Origin of the sequence: Streptomyces regalis (genome assembly GCF_001509475.1) — a bacterium.
Lineage (GTDB): Bacteria > Actinomycetota > Actinomycetes > Streptomycetales > Streptomycetaceae > Streptomyces > Streptomyces regalis.
The window spans coordinates 121,937-146,620 of record NZ_LLZG01000399.1 but is presented as its reverse complement, the minus strand read 5'-3'; the positions used below and the strand labels follow the sequence as shown (position 1 = coordinate 146,620).

General features: G+C 69.4%; 22 protein-coding genes and 2 pseudogenes. 8 read left to right on the top strand and 16 right to left on the bottom strand.

Going from position 1 to position 24,684, the window contains the following annotated elements:
* Positions 1-174: 174 nt before the first annotated feature.
* The 9 genes from secG to uvrC all read right to left on the bottom strand — a co-directional run bounded on the left by secG (position 175) and on the right by uvrC (position 12,180).
* Positions 175-405 (bottom strand): preprotein translocase subunit SecG, encoded by a 231-nt coding sequence (secG, locus tag ADL12_RS43220; RefSeq protein WP_062713769.1) that lies wholly within the window; start codon positions 403-405, stop codon positions 175-177.
* A 128-nt stretch (positions 406-533) separates the two neighbouring features.
* The gene (gene tpiA / locus ADL12_RS43215; RefSeq protein ID WP_062713768.1) at positions 534-1,310 is read right to left on the bottom strand and encodes a triose-phosphate isomerase; all 777 of its coding nucleotides are present in this window, start codon (positions 1,308-1,310) and stop codon (positions 534-536) included.
* A gap of 5 nt (positions 1,311-1,315) precedes the next feature.
* Positions 1,316-2,527 carry a phosphoglycerate kinase gene (locus ADL12_RS43210; protein WP_062713767.1) on the bottom strand — a complete coding sequence of 404 codons (1,212 nt, stop codon included), beginning with the start codon at positions 2,525-2,527 and terminating at the stop codon, positions 1,316-1,318.
* Between the two features lie 153 nt (positions 2,528-2,680).
* Positions 2,681-3,691, bottom strand: a complete 1,011-nt coding sequence (gene gap / locus ADL12_RS43205; protein ID WP_062713766.1) for a type I glyceraldehyde-3-phosphate dehydrogenase — start codon at positions 3,689-3,691, stop codon at positions 2,681-2,683.
* Positions 3,692-3,920: 229 nt separating this feature from the next.
* Positions 3,921-6,875, bottom strand: a complete 2,955-nt coding sequence (locus ADL12_RS43200; protein ID WP_062713764.1) for a M14 family metallopeptidase — start codon at positions 6,873-6,875, stop codon at positions 3,921-3,923.
* A 151-nt stretch (positions 6,876-7,026) separates the two neighbouring features.
* Complete coding sequence (gene whiA / locus ADL12_RS43195; protein WP_031477421.1) at positions 7,027-8,016, bottom strand: DNA-binding protein WhiA; 990 nt, start codon at positions 8,014-8,016, stop codon at positions 7,027-7,029.
* A complete protein-coding gene (locus ADL12_RS43190; RefSeq protein ID WP_062713762.1) occupies positions 8,007-9,074 on the bottom strand; it encodes a gluconeogenesis factor YvcK family protein in 1,068 nt (355 codons plus the stop codon). The genes whiA and ADL12_RS43190 overlap by 10 nt, the downstream gene beginning before the upstream one ends.
* Positions 9,071-10,087, bottom strand: coding sequence for an RNase adapter RapZ (gene rapZ / locus ADL12_RS43185; RefSeq protein WP_062713761.1), 1,017 nt, complete (start codon positions 10,085-10,087; stop codon positions 9,071-9,073). Before rapZ ends, ADL12_RS43190 begins: the two co-directional genes overlap by 4 nt.
* A complete protein-coding gene (gene uvrC / locus ADL12_RS43180) occupies positions 10,084-12,180 on the bottom strand; it encodes an excinuclease ABC subunit UvrC (protein ID WP_062713759.1) in 2,097 nt (698 codons plus the stop codon). The genes rapZ and uvrC overlap by 4 nt, the downstream gene beginning before the upstream one ends.
* On the opposite strand from uvrC, the gene ADL12_RS54650 reads away from it, so the two are divergent.
* From ADL12_RS54650 to ADL12_RS43165, 4 genes are all read left to right on the top strand, one after another.
* Entirely contained in the window at positions 12,179-12,337 is a 159-nt protein-coding gene (locus tag ADL12_RS54650; protein ID WP_159053476.1) for a hypothetical protein, read from the top strand. The two genes, uvrC and ADL12_RS54650, sit on opposite strands and share 2 nt — an antisense overlap.
* A gap of 669 nt (positions 12,338-13,006) precedes the next feature.
* Positions 13,007-13,960 carry a hypothetical protein gene (locus tag ADL12_RS43175; protein WP_062713757.1) on the top strand — a complete coding sequence of 318 codons (954 nt, stop codon included), beginning with the start codon at positions 13,007-13,009 and terminating at the stop codon, positions 13,958-13,960.
* A gap of 208 nt (positions 13,961-14,168) precedes the next feature.
* Complete coding sequence (locus ADL12_RS43170) at positions 14,169-15,290, top strand: LacI family DNA-binding transcriptional regulator (protein WP_062713755.1); 1,122 nt, start codon at positions 14,169-14,171, stop codon at positions 15,288-15,290.
* Positions 15,287-16,198, top strand: a complete 912-nt coding sequence (locus ADL12_RS43165; protein WP_062713753.1) for a carbohydrate kinase family protein — start codon at positions 15,287-15,289, stop codon at positions 16,196-16,198. The genes ADL12_RS43170 and ADL12_RS43165 overlap by 4 nt, the downstream gene beginning before the upstream one ends.
* A gap of 165 nt (positions 16,199-16,363) precedes the next feature.
* Here the strand turns inward: ADL12_RS43165 and uvrA are convergent, their stop codons facing one another.
* Positions 16,364-19,411 carry an excinuclease ABC subunit UvrA gene (gene uvrA / locus ADL12_RS43160; RefSeq protein ID WP_062713751.1) on the bottom strand — a complete coding sequence of 1,016 codons (3,048 nt, stop codon included), beginning with the start codon at positions 19,409-19,411 and terminating at the stop codon, positions 16,364-16,366.
* A gap of 224 nt (positions 19,412-19,635) precedes the next feature.
* Between uvrA and ADL12_RS43155 the strand changes: the two genes are divergently transcribed.
* The 3 genes from ADL12_RS43155 (at position 19,636) to ADL12_RS43145 (ending at position 21,660) form a co-directional block, all read left to right on the top strand.
* On the top strand, positions 19,636-20,322 hold the full coding sequence (locus tag ADL12_RS43155) for a maleylpyruvate isomerase family mycothiol-dependent enzyme (protein ID WP_062713750.1): 687 nt from the start codon (positions 19,636-19,638) through the stop codon (positions 20,320-20,322).
* Between the two features lie 45 nt (positions 20,323-20,367).
* Positions 20,368-21,018: an MBL fold metallo-hydrolase gene (locus tag ADL12_RS43150; protein ID WP_062713749.1), complete on the top strand. Its 651-nt coding sequence runs from the start codon at positions 20,368-20,370 to the stop codon at positions 21,016-21,018.
* A gap of 108 nt (positions 21,019-21,126) precedes the next feature.
* Positions 21,127-21,660 carry a hypothetical protein gene (locus ADL12_RS43145; RefSeq protein ID WP_167364474.1) on the top strand — a complete coding sequence of 178 codons (534 nt, stop codon included), beginning with the start codon at positions 21,127-21,129 and terminating at the stop codon, positions 21,658-21,660.
* 165 nt (positions 21,661-21,825) lie between these two features.
* Here ADL12_RS43145 and ADL12_RS57410 read toward each other — a convergent pair whose 3' ends face one another.
* Complete coding sequence (locus ADL12_RS57410; protein WP_244188260.1) at positions 21,826-21,945, bottom strand: IS110 family transposase; 120 nt, start codon at positions 21,943-21,945, stop codon at positions 21,826-21,828.
* 863 nt (positions 21,946-22,808) lie between these two features.
* Here ADL12_RS57410 and ADL12_RS54640 point away from each other — a divergent pair.
* Complete coding sequence (locus tag ADL12_RS54640; protein ID WP_062713747.1) at positions 22,809-22,991, top strand: hypothetical protein; 183 nt, start codon at positions 22,809-22,811, stop codon at positions 22,989-22,991.
* 20 nt (positions 22,992-23,011) lie between these two features.
* Here ADL12_RS54640 and ADL12_RS51970 read toward each other — a convergent pair.
* The 5 genes and pseudogenes from ADL12_RS51970 to ADL12_RS51960 all read right to left on the bottom strand — a co-directional run.
* Positions 23,012-23,188 (bottom strand): annotated as a pseudogene (locus tag ADL12_RS51970) (ATP-binding protein); the annotation flags it as partial.
* Positions 23,189-23,509: 321 nt separating this feature from the next.
* Positions 23,510-23,723: pseudogene (locus tag ADL12_RS58775) on the bottom strand (FAD-dependent monooxygenase); the annotation flags it as partial.
* A 103-nt stretch (positions 23,724-23,826) separates the two neighbouring features.
* A complete protein-coding gene (locus ADL12_RS43135) occupies positions 23,827-24,216 on the bottom strand; it encodes a PIN domain-containing protein (RefSeq protein WP_062713746.1) in 390 nt (129 codons plus the stop codon).
* Positions 24,213-24,470: a hypothetical protein gene (locus ADL12_RS55845; protein WP_107120175.1), complete on the bottom strand. Its 258-nt coding sequence runs from the start codon at positions 24,468-24,470 to the stop codon at positions 24,213-24,215. Before ADL12_RS55845 ends, ADL12_RS43135 begins: the two co-directional genes overlap by 4 nt.
* Positions 24,471-24,549: 79 nt before the next feature.
* On the bottom strand, positions 24,550-24,675 hold the full coding sequence (locus tag ADL12_RS51960; RefSeq protein ID WP_425265213.1) for a hypothetical protein: 126 nt from the start codon (positions 24,673-24,675) through the stop codon (positions 24,550-24,552).
* Positions 24,676-24,684: the final 9 nt, after the last annotated feature.

Below are 24,684 nucleotides of genomic sequence, written 5' to 3'. Positions count from 1 at the left end.
GCAAAGCGAGTCGGCGTTTCGCTTCGCTGCGAGCGCCTCAGTCTACGTAAGGCCCAACGCGCGTCCAGTGATTGGAGTTACATAGCCCCTACACCAAGACGCAAGCCCCATGATAGGCCGCGCTCAGCTGCGCGTACCGGACATGGGGCCTTACGTGCGGAATGTGCGTGGCGGTCAGTTGTTCACCTTCATCAGGATGCCGAGCACGACAATGCACGCAAACCACAGCAGACCGACCACGATGGTGATCCGGTCAAGGTTGCGCTCGGCGACCGAGGAGCCGCCGACGGACGACTGCATGCCGCCACCGAACATGTCGGAGAGGCCGCCGCCCTTCCCCTTGTGCATCAGCACCAGCAGCATCATCAGCAGGCTGAAGACGATCAGGGCGATCGAGAACCCCAAAACCACGGCTGGACCAACTTCCTCGGATTCGGATGACGACGGGGGTCGAAGCCCTTTTTGTGAGCCTCATGCTCACATTCCAAGCCCCGACCCCCGCAAGGGTACGACGAATCGCCGTTACGGCATACTCACTGGTCGCGGAACCGCACGATCTTGACGAACTCGTCGGCGTCCAGCGAGGCACCGCCGACCAGGGCGCCGTCGATGTCGGCCTGCGCCATGATCTCGGCGACGTTGCCGGCCTTGACGGAGCCGCCGTACTGGATGCGGACCTTGTCGGCCAGCTCCTGCGAGTACAGCTCGGCGACCTTGCCGCGGATGGCGGCGCAGACCTCCTGGGCGTCCTCGGCGCCGCAGACCTTGCCGGTGCCGATGGCCCACACGGGCTCGTAGGCGATCACGATGGTCTCGGCCTGCTCGGCCGCGAGGTCCTTCAGACCGCCCTCGACCTGGGCGAGGGTGTGCGGGACGGCGTTGCCGGCCTCACGGACCTCCAGCTCCTCGCCGACGCACATGATCGGGGTGAGGCCGTGCTTGTAGGCGGCCTTGACCTTGGCGTTGACGATCTCGTCGGTCTCGGCGTGGTACTGGCGGCGCTCGGAGTGGCCGATCGCCACGTACGTGCACTTCAGCTTGGCCAGCATCGGACCGGAGATCTCGCCGGTGTAGGCGCCGGAGTCCTGCGCCGAGATGTCCTGGGCGCCGTACTTGATCTTCAGCTTGTCGCCGTCGACCAGGGTCTGCACGGAGCGCAGGTCGGTGAAGGGCGGCAGGACGGCGACCTCGACGGCCTCATAGTCCTTGTCGGCCAGGGCGAAGGCGAGCTTCTGGACGTGGGCGATGGCCTCGAGGTGGTTGAGGTTCATCTTCCAGTTGCCCGCCATCAGCGGCGTGCGCGTGCTCATCTAGGTCAGTCCTCCAGTGCGGCGAGGCCGGGGAGCGTCTTGCCCTCGATGTATTCGAGGGAGGCGCCGCCGCCGGTCGAGATGTGGCCGAATGCGTTCTCGTCGAAGCCCAGGGTGCGCACGGCCGCGGCGGAGTCGCCGCCGCCGACCACGGTGAAGCCCTTGGAGTCGACGAGGGCCTGGGCGACCGCTTTGGTGCCCTCGGCGTAGTCGGGGTGCTCGAAGACGCCCATGGGGCCGTTCCAGAAGACGGTGGCGGCGTCGGCGAGCTTCGAGGCGTACAGCTTGCGGGTCTCCGGACCGATGTCCAGACCCTCCTGGTCGGCCGGGATGGCGTCCGCGGCGACGGTCGTGGGGTTGGCCGGGGCCTTGGTCTTCAGGTCCGGGAACTCGGTGGAGACCAGGACGTCGACCGGCAGGACGATCTCGACGCCGTTCTTCTCGGCGCGCTCCATGTACTCGGTGACGGCCGGGATCTGGTCCGCCTGGAGGAGGGAGATGCCGACCTCGTAGCCCTTGGCCTTGAGGAAGGTGTACGCCATACCGCCGCCGATGAGGAGACGGTCGGCCTTGGCGAGCAGCTGGTCGATGACGGCGAGCTTGTCGGAGACCTTGGCGCCGCCGAGCGCGACGACGTACGGCCGCTTGACGTCCTCGGTGAGCTTCTTCAGGACGCCGACCTCGGTGGCGATGAGGTGACCGGCGTAGTGCGGCAGGCGGGCCGGGAGGTCGTACACGGAGGCGTGCTTGCGGTGCACCGCGCCGAAGCCGTCACCGACGTACACGTCGGCGAGGGCCGCGAGCTGGTCGGCGAAGGCGCCGCGCTCGGCGTCGTCCTTGCTCGTCTCACCGGCGTTGAAGCGGAGGTTCTCGACCACCGCGACCTGGCCGTCGGCGAGGCCGGCGACCGTGGCCTGGGCGGACTCGCCCACCGTGTCGGTCGCGAACGCCACGTCCGCGCCGAGGAGTTCACCCAGGCGCGCGGCGGCGGGCGCGAGGGAGAAGGCCGGGTCCGGGGCGCCCTTGGGGCGGCCCAGGTGCGAGGCGACGACCACACGGGCGCCCGCCTCGGCCAGCGCCTTGACGGTGGGCAGGACGGCGCGGATACGGCCGTCGTCGGTGATGGTGGTGCCGGCCAGCGGCACGTTCAGGTCGGCGCGGACGAAGACCCGCTTGCCGGCGACGCCTTCGGAGAGAAGTTCGTCGATCGTCTTCATGAAGGGGACTCCTGAGGAGGGCTCGTGATCGCTCTTGATCGCTCGAAAGCGCTCGTGATCCAACAGGTCTGTTCTGCACGCGCGTCAGGGCTCGGACGGCGCGTCCCTGCGCCGCCCGAGCCCTGACTCACATCAATGTGCCTGCTCTGGATATCAGAGCTGGTTGCCGACGAAGACCGTGAGGTCGACGAGGCGGTTGGAGTAACCCCACTCGTTGTCGTACCAGCCGAGGATCTTCACCGAGTTGCCCTCCTGGACCATGGTCAGGGAGGAGTCGAAGGTGCAGGAGGCCGGGTCGCTGACGATGTCCGAGGAGACGATCGGGTCCTCGGTGTACGACAGGTAGCCCGCCAGGTCGCCGTCCTCGGATGCCTTCTTGAACGCGGCGTTGACCTCGTCCTTGGTGACCTCGCGCTGCAGCTGCACGACCAGGTCGGTGGCCGAACCGGTCGGGACCGGGACGCGCATGGCGATGCCGTCCAGCTTGCCCTTGAGCTGCGGGAGGACCAGGGCGGTCGCCTTGGCGGCACCGGTGGTGGTCGGGATGATGTTCTCGGCGGCGGCGCGGGCGCGACGCAGGTCCGAGTGCGGGAAGTCCAGGATGCGCTGGTCGTTGGTGTACGCGTGGACCGTCGTCATCAGGCCCTTGACGATGCCGAAGTTCTCGTCGAGGACCTTGGCCATCGGCGCCACACAGTTGGTGGTGCAGGAGGCGTTCGAGATGACGTGGTGGTTCGCCGGGTCGTACTTGTCCTGGTTGACGCCCATCACGATGGTGATGTCCTCGTCCTTGGCCGGAGCCGAGATGAGGACCTTCTTGGCGCCGCCGGCGAGGTGCTTCGCGGCGTCGGCCTTCTTCGTGAAGATGCCCGTCGACTCGATGACGATGTCGACGCCCAGCTCGCCCCACGGGATGTCGGCGGGGTTGCGCTCGGACAGGACCTTGATGGTGTGGCCGTCGACGGTGATCGTGTCGGCGGTGTGCGAGACCTCGGCCTTGAGGCGGCCCAGGATGGTGTCGTACTTCAGCAGGTGAGCGGTGGTCGCAGTGTCACCCAGGTCGTTGACAGCCACGATCTCGATGTCAGCACCCTGCTCCAGCAGCGCGCGGAAGTAGTTGCGACCGATACGACCGAAGCCGTTGATGCCTACGCGGATCGTCACGAACCGATCTCCTCGTTGGTACGCCGGCTATGCGGTGCCGGCGAGCTCTATTTGGGATGTCCCCGACCGCCTACGACCCTACCTCTCTGAGGCCGCCGTGGTGACATCCAGATGCCTCATACACGGCAGGGCGGTCCGTACCCGCCAGTAGGGGTACGGACCGCCCGGCCCGGAAGCCCGGATCACTCGATTTGATCACGGCGCGTTGTGCGCTGTTGACCTCGGCGTGTCAGTCCTCAAGTGAGGCTAGGGCCTTTCCGATGAGCGCCGTTCGGTCGGCCGCCGCGGCGACATGTTCCAGGCCGAAGCCCAGCAGCACCGTGTCGTCCGTGGTGATCGCACCGTACGTCTGGAACAGCGCTCCGGTGCGCGCCCAGTCCTTGAGGACGGCCGGGCTGCCCGCGGGCGGACCCGTCACCTTCCAGGCGCCGAGCGACGTCTCGAAGCCCTCGGTCTCGGTCGCCGTACCGCCGACGACGAGCGAGACCTGGTCGGCGAGGACGCCGCGACCGCCGGAGGACGGGTCGCTGACGTAGCCGATCGAGAGCTCGACCGACTTGCCGGCGTAGGCGCTCAGGTCGAACTCGACCTGCTTCCCGCCACCGGAGGCGCCGGTCAGGGCGTTCCACGAACCGCTGGTGCCGGTCGCGGTACAGCCGCTCGTGGCCACGGTGAGGTAGTGGGCCAGCCAGGGGTGCTCGCCCACGTAGAACCCGGCCTCGCAGTCCGCCGGCACGGTGGCGCTGGTGGCACCGCCCGCCTCGGGGAGCGTCGTCCAGTCCTCGGCCCCTGTGGTGTGGGCCTCGACCAGGACGTTGTCGTAGCCGGGCTCCAGGTCCCACAGCAACTGGGTACGCAGGGTCGGCTTGTCGGCCGCAGTCACCCCGGTCAGGTCGACGGTGCGGGTGAGTCGCTTGTAGGCGTCGTCGGTGTGCACGGCGGCCGCCATGGAGGAACCCGCGTACGGCCCGTACGGGTTGACGGTCCCGGCGAACTGGCCGGCGCCCGCACTGGCGAACTGCGGGTACTTGTCGGCGGGCAGTTCGTCCGAGGTGACGCGGTAGTTCCCTGCCTTGTCCAGCGGGTTGCCGGTGGTGTCGCCGAGCGCGCCGATGAATCCGCCGAGCTTGCCCGAGCCGGTGAAGCCGGTGGCCCCGGGGAGCGAGGTACGGGAGTAGGCGCCCAGGTAGTACTGGCTGAAGTCGTTCGACAGGGTGCCGCCGCCGAGGTCGACGGTGCCGCCGGCCTGCTCGCCCGCCTCCATCAGCTTGCCGCCCTCGTTGAGATAGGCGCGCAGCTGGAGCTGGGTGGCGTTGCCCGGGACGTTCGCGCCGGTGTAGTGGACGACGGTGTCGAAGTGGCTCAGCACACCGAGCGCATCGGGCGCGCCCTGAGCGGCGACGTCCCAGACGATCGCCCTGCGGCCGTTGGCCTTGAGCGCGTCGACGTACTTCTGCGTATGCGTGGCGGTGGCGCCTTCCTCGACGACGACGAGGATGTCCGCGCGCGGCCGCTCGGCGACCGTGTACGTGAAGTGCTCACTGGAGGTGGGCTTTCCGCTCTTCGTCTCTCCGGTGAACCACACCTCGACCTTGTCGCCCGGATCGCCGTCGGCGACCTTGGCCCGGTACTCGTCGAAGTACAGGTTGTCCTCACCGCCGTACGTCTCGCCGCCCTTCCAGGGCTTGAGCGCCATGTCCTCCGTACGGCCGCCGTTGACGCGGTACTTGAGCTCCTTGTCGCGCACGGACTTCCGTACGACGACGGAGACCTCCTGGTCGGCGCCGCGGGAGTACGACGTGGTGAACGACGCCGGCGTGAAGTCGGCGGCGCCCAGGCCGACCGAGGACGACGGCTGGTCGGGGTGCCTGGCGCTCTCGGCGACGGAGAGCGCGAACGGGATGTTCTTGGCGAACTCCTGCTGGATCAGCTTCTCGTCGTCCGGGAAGTTGAAGACCGACCGGCAGTCGGCCGCCTTCCACTGGTCGTCCGGGTCGATGTTCGACGCGGTCTGGCAGGTCGACATCTCGGGCGTGAACATCGCGATGCCGTTGACGTTCGAGGCGTGGCCGTCGGCCTCGCCGTTCGTCGTGTACAGCTCCGAGGAGACCTGCGGGTGGTAGCCGGGGACCGCGGGCTTGTCCGGCGTGCCGGCGAGCGCCTCGTAGAGGACGTCGTCCGGGGTGTCGGTGGCGACCTGCCAGCCGACGCCGTAGAGGATGAGCTCGGCCGCGGAGTGGTAGTTGATGCCGTAGTCGAAGCCGATACGGCGCTCGAAGGCGTCCAGCGCCTTGGTCTCGGGCTCGGAGGCCGGGGACGCGCCGCGGTAGGTCTCGCTGGTGGGGTTGGGGGACGAACCCTCGTCGTCGTAGCCCCACTTGTAGGTGAAGTTGCGGTTGAGGTCGACGCCGTCGCCGGTGGTGATGGTGCCGTCGCCGTTGATGTCCCGCAGGTTCTTGCGCCACAGGCGGGTGGTGGAGTCCTTGAAGGTGTGGTCGTAGCCGTCGGGGTTGGCCGAGAGGACGAACCACAGCTCGGTCGAGTCGACGATCTTCTTGACGCGCTTGTCGGACTTGTAGTTGTCCAGGTAGTAGTGCATCAGACGCCGGGTCATCTCCGGCGTGATCCACTCGCGCGCGTGCTGGTTGGAGAGGTAGAGGACGGAGCGTTTGGAGCCGTCCTTCGTCTTCTTGGCGTTCTTGGTGAGCTTGAGCGCCAGGATGTCCTGGCCGTTGACCGTCTTGCCGATGGAGACGACCTTGGTGAGGCCGGGATTCTCCTGCCCGGTCCGGACGATCTCCTCCTTGAGGCCCCCGCTTGCGCTGTACGGGCGGTACACGCCCTCCGCGGCCTTCTCGGTGCGGGCCTCGGCCTTGGCGGACAGGTCGTGCTCGGTGAGCTCGACGCCCTGCTTCTCGAGCTTCTTGGCCTGGTCGTCCGTGAGGTAGACCTCGACGGTGGCCGTGCCCTTCTCGGGCGCCTGCTCACTGAGTTCGTGGCCGTCCTGGCCGGCCGCCAGCAGCAGGGGTATCTGCTTCTTGGTGACCTCGGCGCGGAAGACCTTGACTTCGTTCGGGTCGGTTTCTGGTGAACTTCCAGGTTGTGCCTGGGCGATGGGTGCGATGCTCGCTCCGCCTATCAGGAGCGCACCGGCAGCGAGGATCGATCTCGCTCTGGGTCTCATGAACCCCCCTAGCAGTGATTCGCCACAGTGACGAACGACTGCCAGGCTCATGCCACTTCACGGTCCAGTCAAGAGTGCCGCAAAGACTGACAAATACCGGCGCCGACGTCCCAAGTGGACGTCGGCACCGGCAAGTTGACGATCTTTTAGGTCAGCCCGCGAGGTTGTCCGCCAGCTCCTCGGAGAGGTTGGCCTCCGTGCCCGGAATGCCGAGGTCCTGGGCCCGCTTGTCGGCCATGGCCAGCAGCCGGCGGATACGGCCGGCGACGGCGTCCTTGGTCAGCGGCGGGTCGGCGAGCGCGCCCAGCTCCTCCAGGGAGGCCTGCTTGTGCTCCATGCGCAGGCGTCCGGCGGCGGCGAGGTGCTCGGGGACCTCGTCCGCGAGGATCTCCAGGGCACGCTGGACACGAGCGCCGGCGGCGACGGCCGCGCGCGCGGAACGGCGCAGGTTGGCGTCGTCGAAGTTGGCGAGCCGGTTCGCCGTGGCGCGTACCTCGCGGCGCATCCGGCGCTCCTCCCAGGCCAGCACCGACTCGTGCGCACCGAGCCTGGTCAGCAGGGCGCCGATCGCGTCGCCGTCCCGGACCACCACACGGTCCACGCCGCGCACCTCGCGGGCCTTGGCGGCGATGGACAGCCGACGGGCCGCACCGACCAGGGCGAGCGCGGCCTCGGGGCCCGGGCAGGTCACCTCCAAGGAGGACGAGCGGCCGGGCTCGGTGAGCGAGCCGTGCGCCAGGAAGGCGCCGCGCCAGGCGGCCTCGGCGTCACAGGTGGCCCCGGAGACCACCTGCGGGGGCAGGCCGCGGATCGGTCGGCCCCGCCCGTCGACCAGGCCGGTCTGACGGGCCAGCTGGTCACCGCCCGCGACCACGCGCACGACGTAGCGCGAACCGCGGCGCAGCCCGCCCGGCGCCATCACGATCAGCTCGGAGCTGTGGCCGAAGATCTCCAGGATGTCCCGCTTGAGGCGGCGGGCCGCCATGGCGGTGTCCAGCTCCGCCTCGATCACGATGCGCCCGCTGACCAGGTGGAGGCCGCCGGCGAACCGCAGAATGGCGGAGACCTCCGCCTTCCTGCAGCAGGTCCGGGTGACGGGGAGCCGGGAGATCTCATCCTTCACCGCTGCCGTCATCGCCATGGGCCGATCCTTCCATGCATCCGAAAAATACGGTCGTACGCGGCGGCGAGGAGCTCCGGGTCGTGCCGGGGCGTCCCGTCCGTCCGGGCCACCGGGGCCAGCTCGACCGCAGCACCGAGCCGCTTGGCGGCCTCGGTGAGCACATCCCGGTCGGGCACGGCGGCCTCGTCGGCCAGCACCACGTCCAGGGCGAGTTTAGGGGCGTGTCGTCCCAAAACCTCCAAATGACGCTGCGGGGAGAAGCCCTCGGTTTCTCCGGGCTGCGGGGCGAGGTTCAGGGAGAGTACCCGGCGCGCCTTCGTCTCGGTGAGGGCGTCCAGGAGTTCCGGCACGAGCAGGTGCGGGATCACCGAGGAGAACCAGGAGCCCGGGCCGAGCACCACCCAGTCCGCGTCCCGGACGGCGGCGACGGCCTCCGGCACGGCGGGCGGATCGTGCGGGACAAGGTGCACGGACTGCACCTCGCCCGGAGTGAGGGCGACATTGGCCTGGCCGCGGACGGTGTCGACGTCGTCCGGCCGGTCCGGGTCGTGCCCCTTGACCAGGGCCTGCAGCTCCAGAGGTACGGCGGACATGGGCAGCACGCGCCCGTGCGCGCCCAGCAGCCTGCCGACCAGGTCCAGGGCCTGGACGTGGTCGCCGAGCTGCTCCCACAGGGCGACGATCAGCAGATTGCCGACCGCGTGGTCGTGCAGGTCGCCCTTGGAGTGGAAGCGGTGCTGGATGACGCGGGCCCAGGTCTGGCCCCAGTCGTCGTCGCCGCACAGCGCGGCCAGGGCCTTGCGCAGGTCGCCGGGCGGCAGCACGCCCAGCTCGTCGCGCAGGCGCCCGCTGGAGCCACCGTCGTCGGCCACGGTGACGACGGCGGTGAGGTCGCCGGTGATCCGGCGCAGGGCGGCGAGTGAGGCGGACAGGCCCATGCCGCCGCCGAGGGCGACGACCTTGGGCTGGGCGCCTCGGCGGCGCGGCCTGGCACCGCGGGCCTCGGCGGGCCGGCCGGCGCGCGACTCGGGCACCGCCCGGCGCAACCTGCTCAGCCGCGGAGTACGTCCCGTCATTCCCGTCCCATGTCCCGGTGTACGACCACCGTCTCCACGCCCTGGGAGGCAAGGCGCGCTGCGAGCTTCTCCGATGTGGCGACCGAGCGGTGCTTGCCGCCGGTGCAGCCGACCGCGATCGTCACGTACCGCTTGCCCTCGCGGCGGTATCCGGCCGCGATGAGCTGGAGCAGCTCGGAGTAGCGGTCGATGAACTCCTTCGCGCCGGGCTGGTTGAAGACGTACGCCGAGACCTCCTCGTTGAGGCCGGTGAAGGGGCGCAGCTCCGGGACCCAGTGCGGGTTGGGCAGGAAGCGCATGTCCACGACCAGGTCGGCGTCGACCGGGAGGCCGTACTTGAAGCCGAAGGACATCACCGTGGCCCGCAGCTCGGGCTCCTCCTCACCCGCGAACTGGGCGTCCATCTTGGCGCGCAGCTCGTGCACGTTCAGGCTGGAGGTGTCGATGACCAGGTCTGCGTCGCCGCGCAGCTCGCGGAGCAGCTGGCGCTCGGCGGCGATGCCGTCGACGATGCGGCCGTCGCCCTGGAGGGGGTGCGGGCGGCGCACCGACTCGAAGCGGCGCACCAGGGCGTCGTCGGAGGACTCCAGGAAGACGATCCGGCGGGTGACGCCCCGGCTGTCGAGTTCGGCGAGGGACTCGCGGAGGTTGTCGAAGAAGCGCCGGCCGCGGACGTCGACGACCACCGCGATCCGCGCCACATTGCCCTGGGAGCGGGCGCCGAGCTCCACCATGGTGGGGATCAGCGCGGGCGGGAGGTTGTCGACGACGAACCAGCCGAGGTCCTCCAGACACTTGGCGGCCGTCGAGCGGCCGGCCCCGGACATGCCGGAGATGATCACCAGCTCGGGGATGGCCGCTTCGGGGACCCCGGCTGTCTCGCTGCCCGTACTCACCTGTGCTCCGTCTTCCTGGCGTGCGTCCTGCTGGGTGAGATCCTCGCCGGTTTCCTTGTGGGTTTCCTGAGCTTGTTGATCTCGCTCGCCTGTGGGTTGTGTGTCGTGCTCGCTCATCTCTCCTGCCCCCGTCGTTCGTCCGGGGCGCCCGCGGACACGGGCTCCCCCGAGGTCTCCGCCGTCGTATCGGATTCCTCGTCTTCCATGATCTCTCCAGTCGCCGTGTTCACGGCGGGTGCGGCCGGGACCGCCTGGGCGAGGGCCGCAGCGATCGTCTCGGCCGTCTTGCGGCCTATGCCCGGAACCTCGCAGATCTGGTCGATTGTCGCGGATCGCAGCTTCTTCACCGAACCGAAGTGCTTGATCAGCGCCTGCTTGCGGGTCTCGCCGAGGCCGGGGACGTCGTCCAGCGGGCTCGACCGGAAGCGCTTGGCCCGCTTGGTGCGCTGATACGTGATCGCGAAGCGGTGGGCCTCGTCCCGGACCCGCTGGAGCAGATAGAGGCCCTCGCTGGTGCGGGGCAGGACGACCGGGTCGTCGTCGCCGGGCAGCCAGACCTCCTCCAGGCGCTTGGCGAGACCGCAGACGGTGATGTCGTCGATGCCGAGGTCGTCCAGGGCCCGCTGGGCGGCTGCGACCTGCGGCTGCCCGCCGTCGACGACGACGAGCTGCGGCGGGTAGGCAAAGCGCTTGGGGCGGCCGTCGTCGTCCTTGAGGCCGTTGGCGACGGGGGCGGAGGAGGAGTCGGTGAGGGGATCGGACGAGGTGTCGTCGAGGGTGTTCTCGCCGTCGGCCCACTCGCCCGTCCTCTCCTTCTCGGCGAGGTAGCGCTTGAAGCGGCGGGTGATCACCTCGTGCATGGAGCGGACGTCGTCCTGGCCCTCGAAGCCCTTGATCTGGAACCGGCGGTACTCGCTCTTGCGCTGCAGCCCGTCCTCGAAGACGACCATGGAGGCCACGACGTCGTCGCCCTGGAGGTGCGAGATGTCGTAGCACTCGATCCTGAGCGGGGCGCTGTCCAGGTCGAGTGCGTCGGCGATCTCCTCCAGGGCACGCGAGCGCGTGGTCAGGTCGGAGGCGCGCTTGGTCTTGTGCAGGACGAGCGCCTGCTGGGCGTTGCGCTCGACGGTCTCCATGAGGGCACGCTTGTCGCCGCGCTGAGGGATGCGCAGCGAGACGTTGGCGCCGCGGCGCCCCGACAGCCACTCCTGCACGGGCTCCACGGGGTCGGGCAGGGCCGGGACCAGGACCTCCTTGGGCACCGCGTCCCCGGTCTCCTCGCCGTAGAGCTGCTGGAGGGCGTGCTCGACGAGGGCGCCGGTGGTGATCTCCTCGACCTTGTCGGTGACCCAGCCGCGCTGGCCGCGCACCCGGCCGCCACGGACGTGGAAGATCTGCACGGCCGCCTCCAGCTCGTCCTCCGCGACCGCGATGAGGTCGGCGTCGGTCGCGTCGGCGAGCACGACCGCGTTCTTCTCCATGGCCTTCTTCAGGGCCTCGATGTCGTCGCGCAGGCGGGCGGCCCGCTCGTACTCCATCTCGTCGGCCGCCTCCATCATCTGCTTCTCCAGGCGGCGCAGGTACGTGCCCGTGCGGCCGGTCATGAAGTCGCAGAACTCGTCGGTCAGTTCCCGGTGCTCCTCGGCGGAGACGCGGTCCACGCAGGGGGCGGAGCACTTGCCGATGTAGCCGAGCAGGCAGGGGCGGCCGGTGCGGCGGGCGTTCTTGAAGACGCCGGCCGAGCAGGTGCGCACGGGGAAGACGCGCAGGAGGAGGTCGACGGTGTCGCGGATCGCCCACGCGTGTGCGTACGGCCCGAAATACCTGACGCCCTTCTTCTTGTGACCGCGCATCACCTGCACGCGCGGGTACTCCTCGTTCATCGTCACCGCGAGGTAGGGGTAGCTCTTGTCGTCGCGGTACTTGACGTTGAACCGTGGGTCGTACTCCTTGATCCAGGAGTACTCCAGCTGCAGGGCCTCGACCTCGGTGGACACCACGGTCCATTCCACGGACGCGGCCGTGGTGACCATCGTGCGGGTGCGCGGGTGCAGGCCCGCCAGGTCCTGGAAGTAGTTCGCCAGGCGCTGGCGCAGGCTCTTCGCCTTTCCGACGTAGATCACCCGGCGGTGCTCGTCTCGGAACCTGTACACCCCGGGAGAGTCCGGGATCTGTCCCGGCTTGGGGCGGTAGCTGGAGGGATCGGCCATGTCTCACACCCTACTGGCGAGCGCTGACAGTCCGGCGGGCCTGTGGACAACGCCGGAGCGTCCGGGCGCCACGGTCCACCACCCACGCCACGCCGGGCGGCGGCGCGCCGGATTCCAGCACGTGACGGGCGATCCGCAGCGCCTCCGCGAGCGGTAGCGTGTCCGTGCCGTGTCCGGGCACTCGTCACCCTGCCCGTTCGTGAGCACGTAGCCCCCGCTGCACCCTTCGGCCCCGGGATCGGCGGCGTGCGCGCCGGGGTCGTCCTCGTCGTCCAGCAGCATCACAGCCACGTCCCACCGGGACTCCAGGAACGTGAGAACGGCCGGGACACGGCGGTGGCCGTCGATGTCCTCCGGGAGCCGGATCCGTAAGATCGCCGCCGACCGCGGCGGAGAGCACCAGCTCGTTGTACGGGCGCCGCCCGGGCACGTCACGAGCGTGGGCGCCGACAGTGCCGAACCCAGGGCACGACGGTTGCGCGCCGTTCCGATCCCGATGGCGGGTGCGCGCGGCCGCCTGCGTGATCGTCCTGATCTCCACGCACTCCCTGGAGGGCTTCAGGAGCGCGCCATCAGGCAGGTGCCGGACAACACCGGTGCGGACACCGTGACTTGAGACGATCACATCGCGACTCGGCCAGGATTGCCCACTGTTGGGCATCAGGTGTTGTCGGGACTTGGTCAACACGCTTCAATGCGGGGGAACTCGGGGTCGTGAACGACGGCGTACGGATGTGAAGACCCCTGCCGCGCCGACGGGGTGGCCCCGAGCAGCCGCGCAAACGGTCTGACCACCCGTTGTGAACAACCACAGAAAGGCCCCTGCATGCTGCACGCCACACAGCACGCGGACATCCCCGCCGACACCGCGGAACTGGACACGGCCCTGCGAGGCGGCCCGTTCCACGTCGCCCTGCGCGCCGCGATAGCCGCCCGGGGACTGCCGCTGCAGCGCGTGCAGCACCATCTGTCCCGTCACGGTGTGAAGGTCGGCGTCACCAGCCTGAGCTACTGGCAGCAGGGCGCCCGTCGACCACAGCGCCCCGAGTCGCTGCGTGCGGTGCGGGCGCTGGAGGAGATCCTCCAGCTGCCGGAGGAGTCCCTGATCCGGCTGCTCGCCGAGGCGGACGACCACTCCGCCCTCCAGCGGCCCGCGGCCCACTCCTACCGCTCCCTGGTGGAGGCCTCGGGCGTCCTGGAACAGCTACTGGCCGAGCTGGACTGTCCGGTCGACGGCGGCCTGCACACCCTCGCCCACCACGAACAGGTGCGGATCGGGCCGCGCCGCGAGCTGGCGGGGCGCGAGTCGCACCACATCGTGCGCGCCCACAAGGACGGCGTGGACCGCTTCGTCGCCGTCCACCACGGCGACCCGGGGTGCGTGCCGGAGCGCATCACGGTGCACGCGCTGGAGAACTGCCGTACGGGACGGGTCCGCCGGCACCACGACACCGGTGTCCTCGTGGCCGAGCTGCTCTTCGGCACGCGGCTGCGGGCCGGCGACACCTACCTCTTCCGTTACGACGTCGAGGACGGCACGGCCGACGTGTCCCGCGAGTACGCCCGCGGTTTCCCGCTCTCGGGCGGCCAGTACGCCCTTCAGGTCCGCTTCGCCGAGAACACCCTTCCGGTCCGCTGCCACCGGTTCGCCCAGCACTCGGCGGCAGCGCCCCGCAGCGGCCGCCAGGGGCTGGCCCTCAGTGGACTGCACCATTCCGTCCACCTTGTCGAGCCGCGGGTGCGGACGGGGATCGTGGGCATCGGGTGGGAGTGGGAGTGACCCACCGCTCCGATCTGTCCCAGGCTCGGCAGACCGCCACGTCCTGATCCCTGGCTGGCCGACGTTCACCTCGGCAGGGTCGCGAGGAGACGTAAACGCTTGCGCAAGCGTTTACGTCCGGCCCCGAATGGGATACCTTCCCGGCCAGAAGACCCGCGACGGCCCGGGGAGGGGCGCGCGGCACAGGCAGAACCGGGAGGGGACCGCGATGGCAACCATGGCCGACGTCGCGCGGAGCGCCGGCGTGTCCGTGGCGACCGTCTCGCATGTGCTGAACGGCACCCGGCCGGTGCTGCCCCACACCCGCCAGGCGGTGCTGGACGCCATGGACGAGCTCGGCTACACGCCCAACACCCTCGCCCGCTCCCTGGTGACCTCCCGCACCCGGTCCATAGGGCTCGCGGTGTCGGCGATCAGCAATCCGTACTTCACGGAGATACTCCAGGGCGTCGAGGCCGCTGCCCTGGAACACGGCTACAGCCTGCTCATCGCCGACCCGCACGACGATCCGGAGCATGAACGCAAGGTCGTCCAGCTCCTCCACGAACGCCGCGTGGACGGCATGATCGTCGCACCCTCCGCGGACCCGCGCGAACTCATCGCCTACCTCGGGCGCCACAATGTGCCGGCCGTCCTCCTCGACCGCGTGGTCGACAGCACGGCCGACGGCTCGCCGCACTTCGACCAGGTCTGCGCCGACAGCGCCGAACCCGTGGCCCGGCTCGTCACTCATCTCGCCGACCTCGGCCACCGGCGGATCGCCATGGTCGCCGGCCTGCCCGGACTCAGCACCACCAGCGAGCGGCTCACCGGATACCGGGACGGCCTGACGGCTGCCGGGCTCGCCTTCGACGAACACCTCGTCGTGCACGGCGACTCCGAGTCGGCCGGCGCCGAACAGGCCACCGCCGCACTGCTGTCGCTCGCCGCGCCGCCCACCGCGCTCGTCACGGCCAACAACGCGATGACGATCGGCGCCCTGCGCGCCCTGCGCGACTGCGGTCTGTCCGTGCCCGAAGACATCGCGCTGTGCTGCTTCGACGACTTCGCCTGGGCCGACCTGTTCTCGCCCCGGCTCACCGCGATAGCCCAACCCAGCCGGGACATCGGCGCCCGCGCGGTCCGTGTGCTGCTGGACCGCCTCGCCTCGCCGGACCGGCCTGCCCGGACGGTGCGTCTGCCCTGCACCTTCGTGCATCGCACCTCGTGCGGCTGCGCCGAACAGCCTCGGGGGTCCGGGACATCCGCGAAACCCGAGGGCACCGCCAAGCCCCTGCCATCCGACCGCCCCGAACAGCCCCTGACGTCCGTGAAAGGAACCGTCTCGTGATCGTCGTCGCCGGTGAGGCCCTGATCGACCTGGTACCGCAGGGCACGGGCGCCCTGGCGGGCCTGAAGCCGGCGCTCGGCGGTGGGCCCTACAACACCGCCGTGGCCCTCGGCCGCCTCGGCTCCCCCACCGCCTTCTGCTCCCGCACCTCCTACGACGCCTTCGGTGAGGCCCTGCTCGACGGGCTGCGGGAGGCCGGGGTGGACGTGTCGGCGGTGCAGCGCGGTATGGAGCCGACCACCCTGGCGGTCGCCACCATCGACGCGAAGGGCTCGGCCGCCTACTCCTTCTACGTGGAGGGCACCGCCGACCGGCTCTTCACGGCACCCCCGGAGCTGCCCGCGCAGACCCGCGCGGTCTCCTTCGGTACCTGCTCGCTCGTCCTGGAACCGGGGGCGAGCGCCTATGAGGAGCTGATGCGGAGCGCGGCCGGGCAAGGGGTGTTCACCGCGCTCGACCCGAACATCCGGGCCGGACTGATCCCGGACCCGGACGGCTATCGGGCCCGATTCAAGAGCTGGCTGCCGTCGGTGTCGTTGCTCAAGCTCTCCGAGGAGGACGCGCTGTGGCTGGGCGGCACCCCGCGCGAGTGGCTGGCCGCGGGACCTGCGGCCGTCGTGATCACTCAGGGCGGTGACGGGCTGACCGCCTTCACACGGGACGGTGCGGTGCACGCCGTAGCGGGCGAGGAGGTCGACGTCGTCGACACGATCGGTGCGGGCGACACCGTGAACGCGGCCCTGTTGCACGGCCTGGCCGCCCAGGACGCCCTGTCCGCCGAGGCGCTGGTGGGACTGGGCGCCGACGGCTGGACACGGCTGTTGCGGTTCGCGGCGCGGGCTGCCGCGATCACCTGCTCCCGGGCGGGCGCCGAGCCGCCGTACGCCTCCGAGCTGGGGGACTTCTAGGAGGCGTTCCGTTCCACTGTTGTCCACTCTTGAGGAGTCAAGGTTCGTCACAGCCGCGGGGACCGAGCGGCTGATCATGGAACGTGCGGCGCCCCGCGGGGAGTTCCCGCGGGGCGCCGCACTTTTCGGGATGTGTTCGATGTTCGGGCTCGTTGCCCGCGAGCCTCAGGCCTTGCGGGCCCGCGTCGTCTTCTTCGCGGGTGCCGCCTTCTTCGTGGCGCCGGCCGCCTTCTTGGTGGCGGTGTTGTTGGCGGCCTTGGTCGTCTTCGTGGTCCTGGCCGTCGCCGTCTTCTTCACCGTCGAGCCCGCCGCGACCGTCTTCTTGGCTGCCGCCTTGCGCGGGGCCTTCACCGAGGCCGCGTCGCTGATCCGGTCGGCGTCGAGGATCTCGCGCAGGAACTTGCCGGTGTGGCTGGTGGGGACCGCGGCGACCTCCTCGGGCGTGCCCTCGGCGATGACGAGGCCACCGCCGGCACCGCCCTCGGGACCCATGTCCACGATCCAGTCGGCGGTCTTGATCACGTCGAGGTTGTGCTCGATGACGATGACCGTGTTGCCCTTGTCGACCAGGCCGGACAGGACCTTCAGCAGCTTGCTGATGTCCTCGAAGTGCAGGCCCGTGGTCGGCTCGTCGAGGACGTAGACCGTGCGACCGGTGGAGCGCTTCTGCAGTTCGCTGGCGAGCTTCACTCGCTGTGCCTCACCGCCGGACAGGGTGGTCGCGGACTGGCCGAGCCGGACATAGCCGAGACCGACGTCGTTGAGCGTCCTGAGGTGGCGGTTGATCGCCGGGACGGCCTCGAAGAAGTCCATGGCTTCCTCGATCGGCATGTTCAGGACCTCGGAGATGGACTTGCCCTTGTAGTGGACCTCCAGGGTCTCCCGGTTGTACCGGGCGCCGTGGCAGACCTCGCACGGGACGTACACGTCCGGGAGGAAGTTCATCTCGATCTTGATCGTGCCGTCGCCCGCGCAGTTCTCGCAGCGGCCGCCCTTGACGTTGAAGGAGAAGCGGCCCGGCATGTAGCCGCGGACCTTCGCCTCGGTGGTCTCGGCGAACAGCTTGCGGATGTGGTCGAAGACGCCGGTGTACGTCGCCGGGTTCGAGCGCGGGGTGCGGCCGATGGGCGACTGGTCGACGTGCACGACCTTGTCGACGAGGTCGTCACCGTCCACGCGCGTGTGCCGCCCGGGGACGTTGCGCGCGCCGTTGAGCTCGCGGGCCAGGTGCGTGTACAGGATGTCGTTGACCAGCGTCGACTTGCCGGAGCCGGAGACGCCGGTGACCGCGGTGAACACGCCCAGCGGGAAGGACACGTCGATGTCCTGCAGGTTGTTCTCGCGGGCGCCGTGCACCGTGAGCCGACGGGACGGGTCCTGCGGGCGACGGATGTCGGGCAGCGGGATGGACTTCTTGCCGGCCAGGTACTGCCCGGTCTGCGACTCGGCGTTGACGAGCAGCTCCTTCAGGGAGCCGCTGTGCACGACCTTGCCGCCGTGCTCACCGGCGCCGGGGCCGATGTCGACGACCCAGTCGGCGGTCTTGATGGTGTCCTCGTCGTGCTCGACGACGATGAGCGTGTTGCCCATGTCGCGCAGCCGGACGAGGGTCTCGATGAGCCGGTGGTTGTCGCGCTGGTGCAGACCGATGGACGGCTCGTCGAGGACGTACAGGACGCCGACGAGTCCGGAGCCGATCTGGGTGGCCAGGCGGATGCGCTGGGCCTCGCCGCCGGAGAGGGTGCCCGCCGCCCGGTTGAGCGAGAGGTAGTCCAGGCCTACGTCGACCAGGAACCGCAGCCGCTCGTTGACCTCCTTCAGCACGCGCTCGGCGATCTTCTTGTCGCGGGCGTTGAGCTTCAGCTCGCCCAGGAACTCCGCGCAGTCGCTGATGGACATCGCGGAGACCTCGGCGATCGACCTCTCCATGATCGTGACCGCGAGGACGATCGGCTTCAGGCGGGTGCCCTCACAGGTGGGGCAGGGCACCTCACGCATGTAGCCCTCGAAGCGCTCACGGCTGGCGTCGCTCTCGGCCTCGCCGTGCCGGCGCTTGACGAAGGGGACGGCCCCTTCGAACGGCGTGGTGTAGACGCGCTCACGTCCGTACCTGTTCCGGTAGCGGACCTCGATCTGCGTCTTGTGCCCGTGCAGGAGCGCCTTCTTGGCGCGCTGCGGCAGGCCCGCGAAGGGGATGTCCGTCCGGAATCCCAGCGCATCCGCGAGGGCACCGATCAGGCGGCCGAAGTAGTCCTTGGTGTGCCCGTGCGACCAGGGGTGGATGGCGCCCTCGTCGAGGGACTTGTCCTCGTCCGGGACGATCAGCTCGGGGTCGACCTCCATGCGCGTGCCGATACCGGTGCACTCGGGGCAGGCGCCGAAGGGCGAGTTGAAGGAGAAGGAGCGAGGCTCCAGCTCCTCGAAGGACAGGTCGTCGTACGGGCAGTACAGGTGCTCCGAGTACATGCGCTCGCGCTCGGGGTCGTCCTCGGGGAGGTCGACGAAGTCGAGCACGACCATGCCGCCGGACAGGCCGAGGGCGGTCTCCACGGAGTCGGTGAGGCGGCGCTTGGCGGAATCCTTCACCGTGAGGCGGTCGACGACCACCTCGATGGTGTGCTTCTCCTGCTTCTTCAGCGTGGGCGGGTTGGAGAGCTGGATCGTCTCGCCGTCCACGCGCGCGCGGGAGTAGCCCTTGGTCTGAAGATCGGCGAAGAGGTCGACGAACTCGCCCTTGCGCTCGCGCACCAGCGGCGACAGCACCTGGAAGCGGCTCCCCTCCGGCAGCTCCAGAACCCTGTCGACGATGGCCTGCGGCGACTGGCGCGAGATCGGGCGGCTGCACTGGGGGCAGTGCGGCTTGCCGATGCGCGCGAAGAGCAGGCGCAGGTAGTCGTAGACCTCGGTGATGGTGCCGACCGTCGAGCGCGGGTTGCGCGAGGTCGACTTCTGGTCGATGGAGACCGCCGGAGAGAGGCCCTCGATGAAGTCGACGTCCGGCTTGTCCATCTGGCCGAGGAACTGCCGGGCGTACGACGACAGCGACTCCACGTAGCGCCGCTGTCCCTCGGCGAAGATGGTGTCGAAGGCCAGCGAGGACTTGCCCGACCCCGACAGGCCCGTGAAGACGATGAGCGAGTCGCGCGGCAGGTCGAGCGAGACATTCTTCAGGTTGTGCTCGCGCGCGCCACGGACGATGAGACGGTCGGCCACGCCGGTCCGCACCTTTCTTGAGAGAAGTGACAGGGGCGAGGCCCCCGTGCTTTCTCACACTAGGGGGAGCCACTGACAACGCCGGTCGGATTCCCGAATGGGACAACAATCCCGGACCATCCAGCATGCCCGACGCCAAGACCGACCCTATAGCACGCGCATTCGATTTACGGCACTCGTTCACCACCTTCACCCAAAGGTGTGGCGGGGCTAGTGTCAGCACCATGATTGATCACGCTCGTGACCTGGTGTCTGTACGTGAAGCGACGGAACGGCTGCTCACCGCAGCGGCCAAGCTGGACAACGCGTCGGTGGCCGAGCCGTCACGCCTCCCTGGCTGGAGCCGCGGCCACGTCCTCGCGCACCTCGCCCGTAACGCTGACGCCCTCGTGAACGTCCTCCAAGGGCGCCCCATGTACGTCTCGGCGACGGCCCGGGACGCCGACATCGAGCGGGACGCCCCGCGCCCCCTCGATGTGCAGCTCACCGACGTGCGCGACAGCGCGGCCCGCTTCCAGGAGACAGGGGCAGCACCCGCGGACTGGTCGCGCACCGTCGAGCTGCGCAACGGGGTCACCGACGCGGCGGCCCGGGTGCCGTTCCGGCGGTGGGTCGAGGTGGAGTTGCATCACGTGGATCTCGGGATCGGGTACGAGCTGGAGGATCTGCCGGCGGAGTTCGTGGAGCGGGAGATCGACTTCCTCGCGGAGCGGTTCACCGGGCACCCGGATGTGCCGCCGACCCGTCTCACGGACGGCACGCGCGCGTGGAGCACGGGCCGGGAGGCGGGCACGCCCGAGATCACCGTCACGGGCCCGGCGCCCGAGCTGCTCGGCTGGCTCGCCGGGCGCCGCGACGGGGCCGGGCTCACCGCGCAGGGCGGCACCTTGCCGTCACTCCCCCCGCTGTAGCTCCTGGACCGTCCCTGGACCGCTCTCCCGCTATAGGCTGCCGCCATGACGTACAGCGGACAGGTGACGGTCGGTGGCCCCGCCGACGTGCACGAGCTCAAGGACCTGATGATCTCCAAGATCGCGGTCGGCCCGATGGACAACAACGCCTATCTGCTGCGCTGCCGGGCCACGGACGAGCAACTGCTGATCGACGCCGCCAACGACGCGGACGCATTGCTCGGCATGATCGGTGACGACGGCATCGCGTCCGTCGTCACCACGCACCAGCACGGCGACCACTGGCAGGCCCTCGCCGCGGTCGTCGAGGCCACCGGCGCGCGCACGTACGCCGGCCGGGACGACGCCGACGGCATTCCGGTGCCGACCGACGTCCTGGTCGACGACGGCGACACCATCCGGGTGGGGCACGTGGAACTCACCGCGCGCCACCTGGTCGGGCACACTCCGGGGTCGATCGCCCTCGTCTACGACGACCCGCACGGACATCCCCATGTGTTCACCGGGGACTGTCTGTTCCCGGGGGGTCCTGGTCGGACAACACGTCCCAAGGACTTCGAGTCGTTGATGTCGGGCCTGGAGGCGAAGGTCTTCGTGCTCCCGGACGAGACCTGGGTCTACCCGGGCCACGGCAACGACACGACCCTGGGCGCCGAGCGTCCGCATCTGCCGGAGTGGCACACGCGCGGGTGGTAAACCTGCTGATCTGAGCGGGGCCACCCATAGAAATGGGGCCCCGCTTTGGCGTTCGCACCGTCTGCGCCGGGCCTGAGCGAAGTCCTTGAACAGAAGGAGCTTCGGCTGATGCAGCGAAGTCTGCCATCCATCGCGAGCGTCGCACGTACAACAAGACGCTTCGCGCCACCCTCCGCGCCCAGTCCCCCACCACGCGCCTGCTCGGCGCCGCCCGCGACGCGGTCCGCTCGGCCGTTCGCCCCGGCCGCCCCCGTCGTCGAGCAGGCGCAGCAGGCGCCGGTCACCGCGCCGGACCCGGCCGACGTCTACAGCGACGAGGAGATGCCGTCGGTCGAGACGATCGAGGCTGCCGCCAAGGAGTACGACCGTGCCGCCGACCAGGCCCGCCGCGCCGACCGCGGAAAGCGGGCCGCGCGCAAGGTCCTCGACCGGCTGCCCGTCGGCATCTGCGGCGCGTGGGTCGTCGAGCGCGTCACCTCGTCGCGGGAGACCGCCGACCTCGACGCCATCCGCACGACATACAAGCGGCTCGGCTTGGGCCGGGTGCCCATGAAGCGCTGTGCCCCGTCGGTCAAGGTTCACCGCGCGAAGCCGGTCCCGGCCGTCGAGCAGATCCAGGTGGCCGAGGCGGTGGCAGCGTGATCACGACCATCCCGAGGCTGCTATGTCGTGTCAAGCCGCTTGAGCGAGTTCTTCGACGTTGCCGAGTCGGTTCCGGTCGGCACGCTCAAGGATCTTGAAGATCTGGCGGCAGATCACCCGCTTGAGGCATCGCTGCGCGTCACGGGAGGTTTTCCCTTCGGCGATCTAGCGTGCGACGTACGTCTTCGTAGAGGGCTCGAGTCGCATCCAGATCAGGGTGATCGTGTGCATGGCCCGGTTGAGCTGCCGGTCGCCGCTGCGGTTGAGACGGTGTCGGTTGGTCAGCCCGGACGAGGAAGGGATCGGTGAAAGACCAGCGAAGGCGGCTTCCGAGCGGATGCCTGGCGCGAGACCCTCCAGCCTCTCGGCGAACCAGCCCTCGAAGGAGGGCTCACTGTCGTCCTCGAAGATCCCCGTCTCCTCCAGGACTGCGACGATGTGGCCGACCCTCAGGCCCAGGGCCCGCAGGGAGGCAAAGATCTCCGTGTGGCGGATGGCGCCGCCCTCGACGTCTCCGGTGAGGACGAGGGCCAGGCTGCGGTTGACGGCGAAGCGGATGCTTCGGCGAGCTGGTGGGCGACGGAGGCCTGATCAAGGCGGCCGTAGTCACGCGGGACCTGTCCGAACAGCGGCAGTTGTCTCCAGTCGGCATTCGGCCGCCAGGCCGGCGCGGGCGACGGCTTTCGAGGGGCACCCCGCCGTCCGCCGCGACGTGGCTCCATCACACGGGCGATTTGGAACTCGTCCGCCCGGCAACCCGGCCGACTGTGCGAACGGCAGTACCATTTATATGCGGTGACGAAACACAAGACGACGCACGACTTCCCGAAGGACCTCACCGAGGCCCAGGAATAACTTGCTCTAGAGGCAGCCCTGGTCCGCCGAACCGCTGTCCGCATGGACGACCCACGAGAACGCATGGCGTACCCCCTCCCGCCCCGATTCCCCCCGCTGGGACTCTGCCGACCTGCAGCGCATCCACGTGCTGCGAACGAGGGCAGTCGAACTCGCCACCGTGATCGTCGGCCACGACTTCTGGACCGGCATCGCGGCTGAGGAGCGGACACCAGTAGAGAACTGCGGGCCTGCTGCTTCGAGGCGATCCAGGCGCTTCGGTAGACCACTCCACGCATGAGGGAGCCGGTCTCATGATGATCGACGCTGACGGCTGGTGCTGGCCGATACCCGGCCAGGATCTCGACGAGTTCGTGAGCGAGTTCGTCGCGGCCCGGCCGCCGCTCACCGAATCAGAGATCGCGGGACTCCGCCGCATCTTCCGCACTATGGGCGACCCGCCGGCGCCAAGCCTCGACACCGAGGCCGCCTCATAGAGCGGCCCCCTGCTGGGCGCCAGCGGTGACGAGTGGTGCGGGGCACAGTAGGGAGCGACATCGATCAGGGGTTTGCCCGGTGGCAGCAGACCGGCCACCGAGTGTACCGCCGTCACCTCCAGCGACTCCTCCCGGGTCAGTCGGGGCAGGACCGCGGGCAGCCGCTCCGCGAGCATTGTCTTGCCCGCACCGGGTGGAGTGCGTATCAGTGACTTGGTGCGCTCGTTTATGAGGCAAAATCACCCCTGCGAAATCAGCGCGAACAGGCCAATCCGCTGCGATCGCCACATGTTCACTAACGGCCGACTTCCGACGGCACACGTCGGTCAAACTCGATGTAGAGGGCGAGGGAAAGAGTGCGTGACGCTTCCACGCAAGCCACAGCACCTCGGACACCGAGCAGTAGACGCGCTGCCACTCCGCGGTGCCGTACTGGAGGGAGGGGCTGCCAGAGTTGGGCGCCGGCCTCGGGCGGGAGGGTGATGGTGCGCTGGGTGCAGGCGGTGCGGAGTTCTCAGCCCGTCCCCCGCCGCCGTCTCCGACCTGGCCGGACCGCCCAGCGCCGCCTCGGCCGCCTGCCTACAGATCTGCCGGGCGCACTCCGCTCAGCACGGTGACGAGGTGGCCGTCCGAGCGGATCAGCAGCGCCGTGTGCGCGGCGGCGCCCGGGTAGCTCTCGGCCACCAGCAGTTCGGCAGGATGCGGCAGCACGGTCACTGCTGCCGCGGGCCTGAGACGGGCAGGACAGTCTGGGTGGAGTCCGGCTTCCCCGGTCCGCCAGCCTCTTGGTCCGCCGGGCACGGCGCCTGCCTCCGGAGGTTCGGCACCTGATGAATCACTCCGAGGGATGCGGTCGGTCGGGGTGGCGGGCCTGCACAGCTGGCCACGCCTCGTAACGTTCGGGCGCCAAAGTGATCAGTCCGTGCATGGCTGGGGTGGCGGCGTGCACGGCATGCGCCACAGTGAGGGGAAAGCCCTTGGCCAGGAGCGGGGCGACGGCTGCCGAGGCCTCACCGTCGAGCGGGTCGACGGTGAGCCAGGGCTCTTCGAGAGCGAAGGAAGCGATGCCAGGCCGCTCTGTCTCCGCGTGTGTGAGGCAGCCTGCGGGCACGTGGAGTTCGATCTCGTCGCTGCGGGACGCTTCGACGAGGAGCCCGTTCAGGAAGGGGTGAGCCTGGTGCAGGGCGACGAGCGCTGTGTCATCGAGGACGATGTGGTACTTCACGCGGCGGTGGCCTCGGCCTTCATACTCGCGACGAGACCGCGGGCGGCTCCCTCCATGTCCGGGGTCACGGTGAGGCCGGTGCGGGCTTTGATGCGCCCGCGGGTGGCTTCGGCGTCGGCCTCGCGCTCTGCGGCGGTGCGGTCGGCGAGGGCATAGGCGCGGACGAGTTCCTTGGCGGACATCCCGCGCTCACGGGCCATGAGGGCGATGCGAGCGTGGGTGTCGGGGTCCACGCGTAGCGACTTGTCTTCCATGACCCAGACTCTACTTTTGTGGAGCCTCGCAGGTCAATCGGTTCATTGCGGGCGCATGTGGGACACGTGATCGTGGCGGTCATCCGGTGGCCGCCAGCAGCGTCGTACGGACGCCCAGGGCGGCGGAGAACTGGTCCGTGACCTGGGAGAGGGCCTCGGCCGAGCCCGGCTCGACGGTCAGCGTTGCCCTTGCCGGAAACCTCATCCGGCCTGG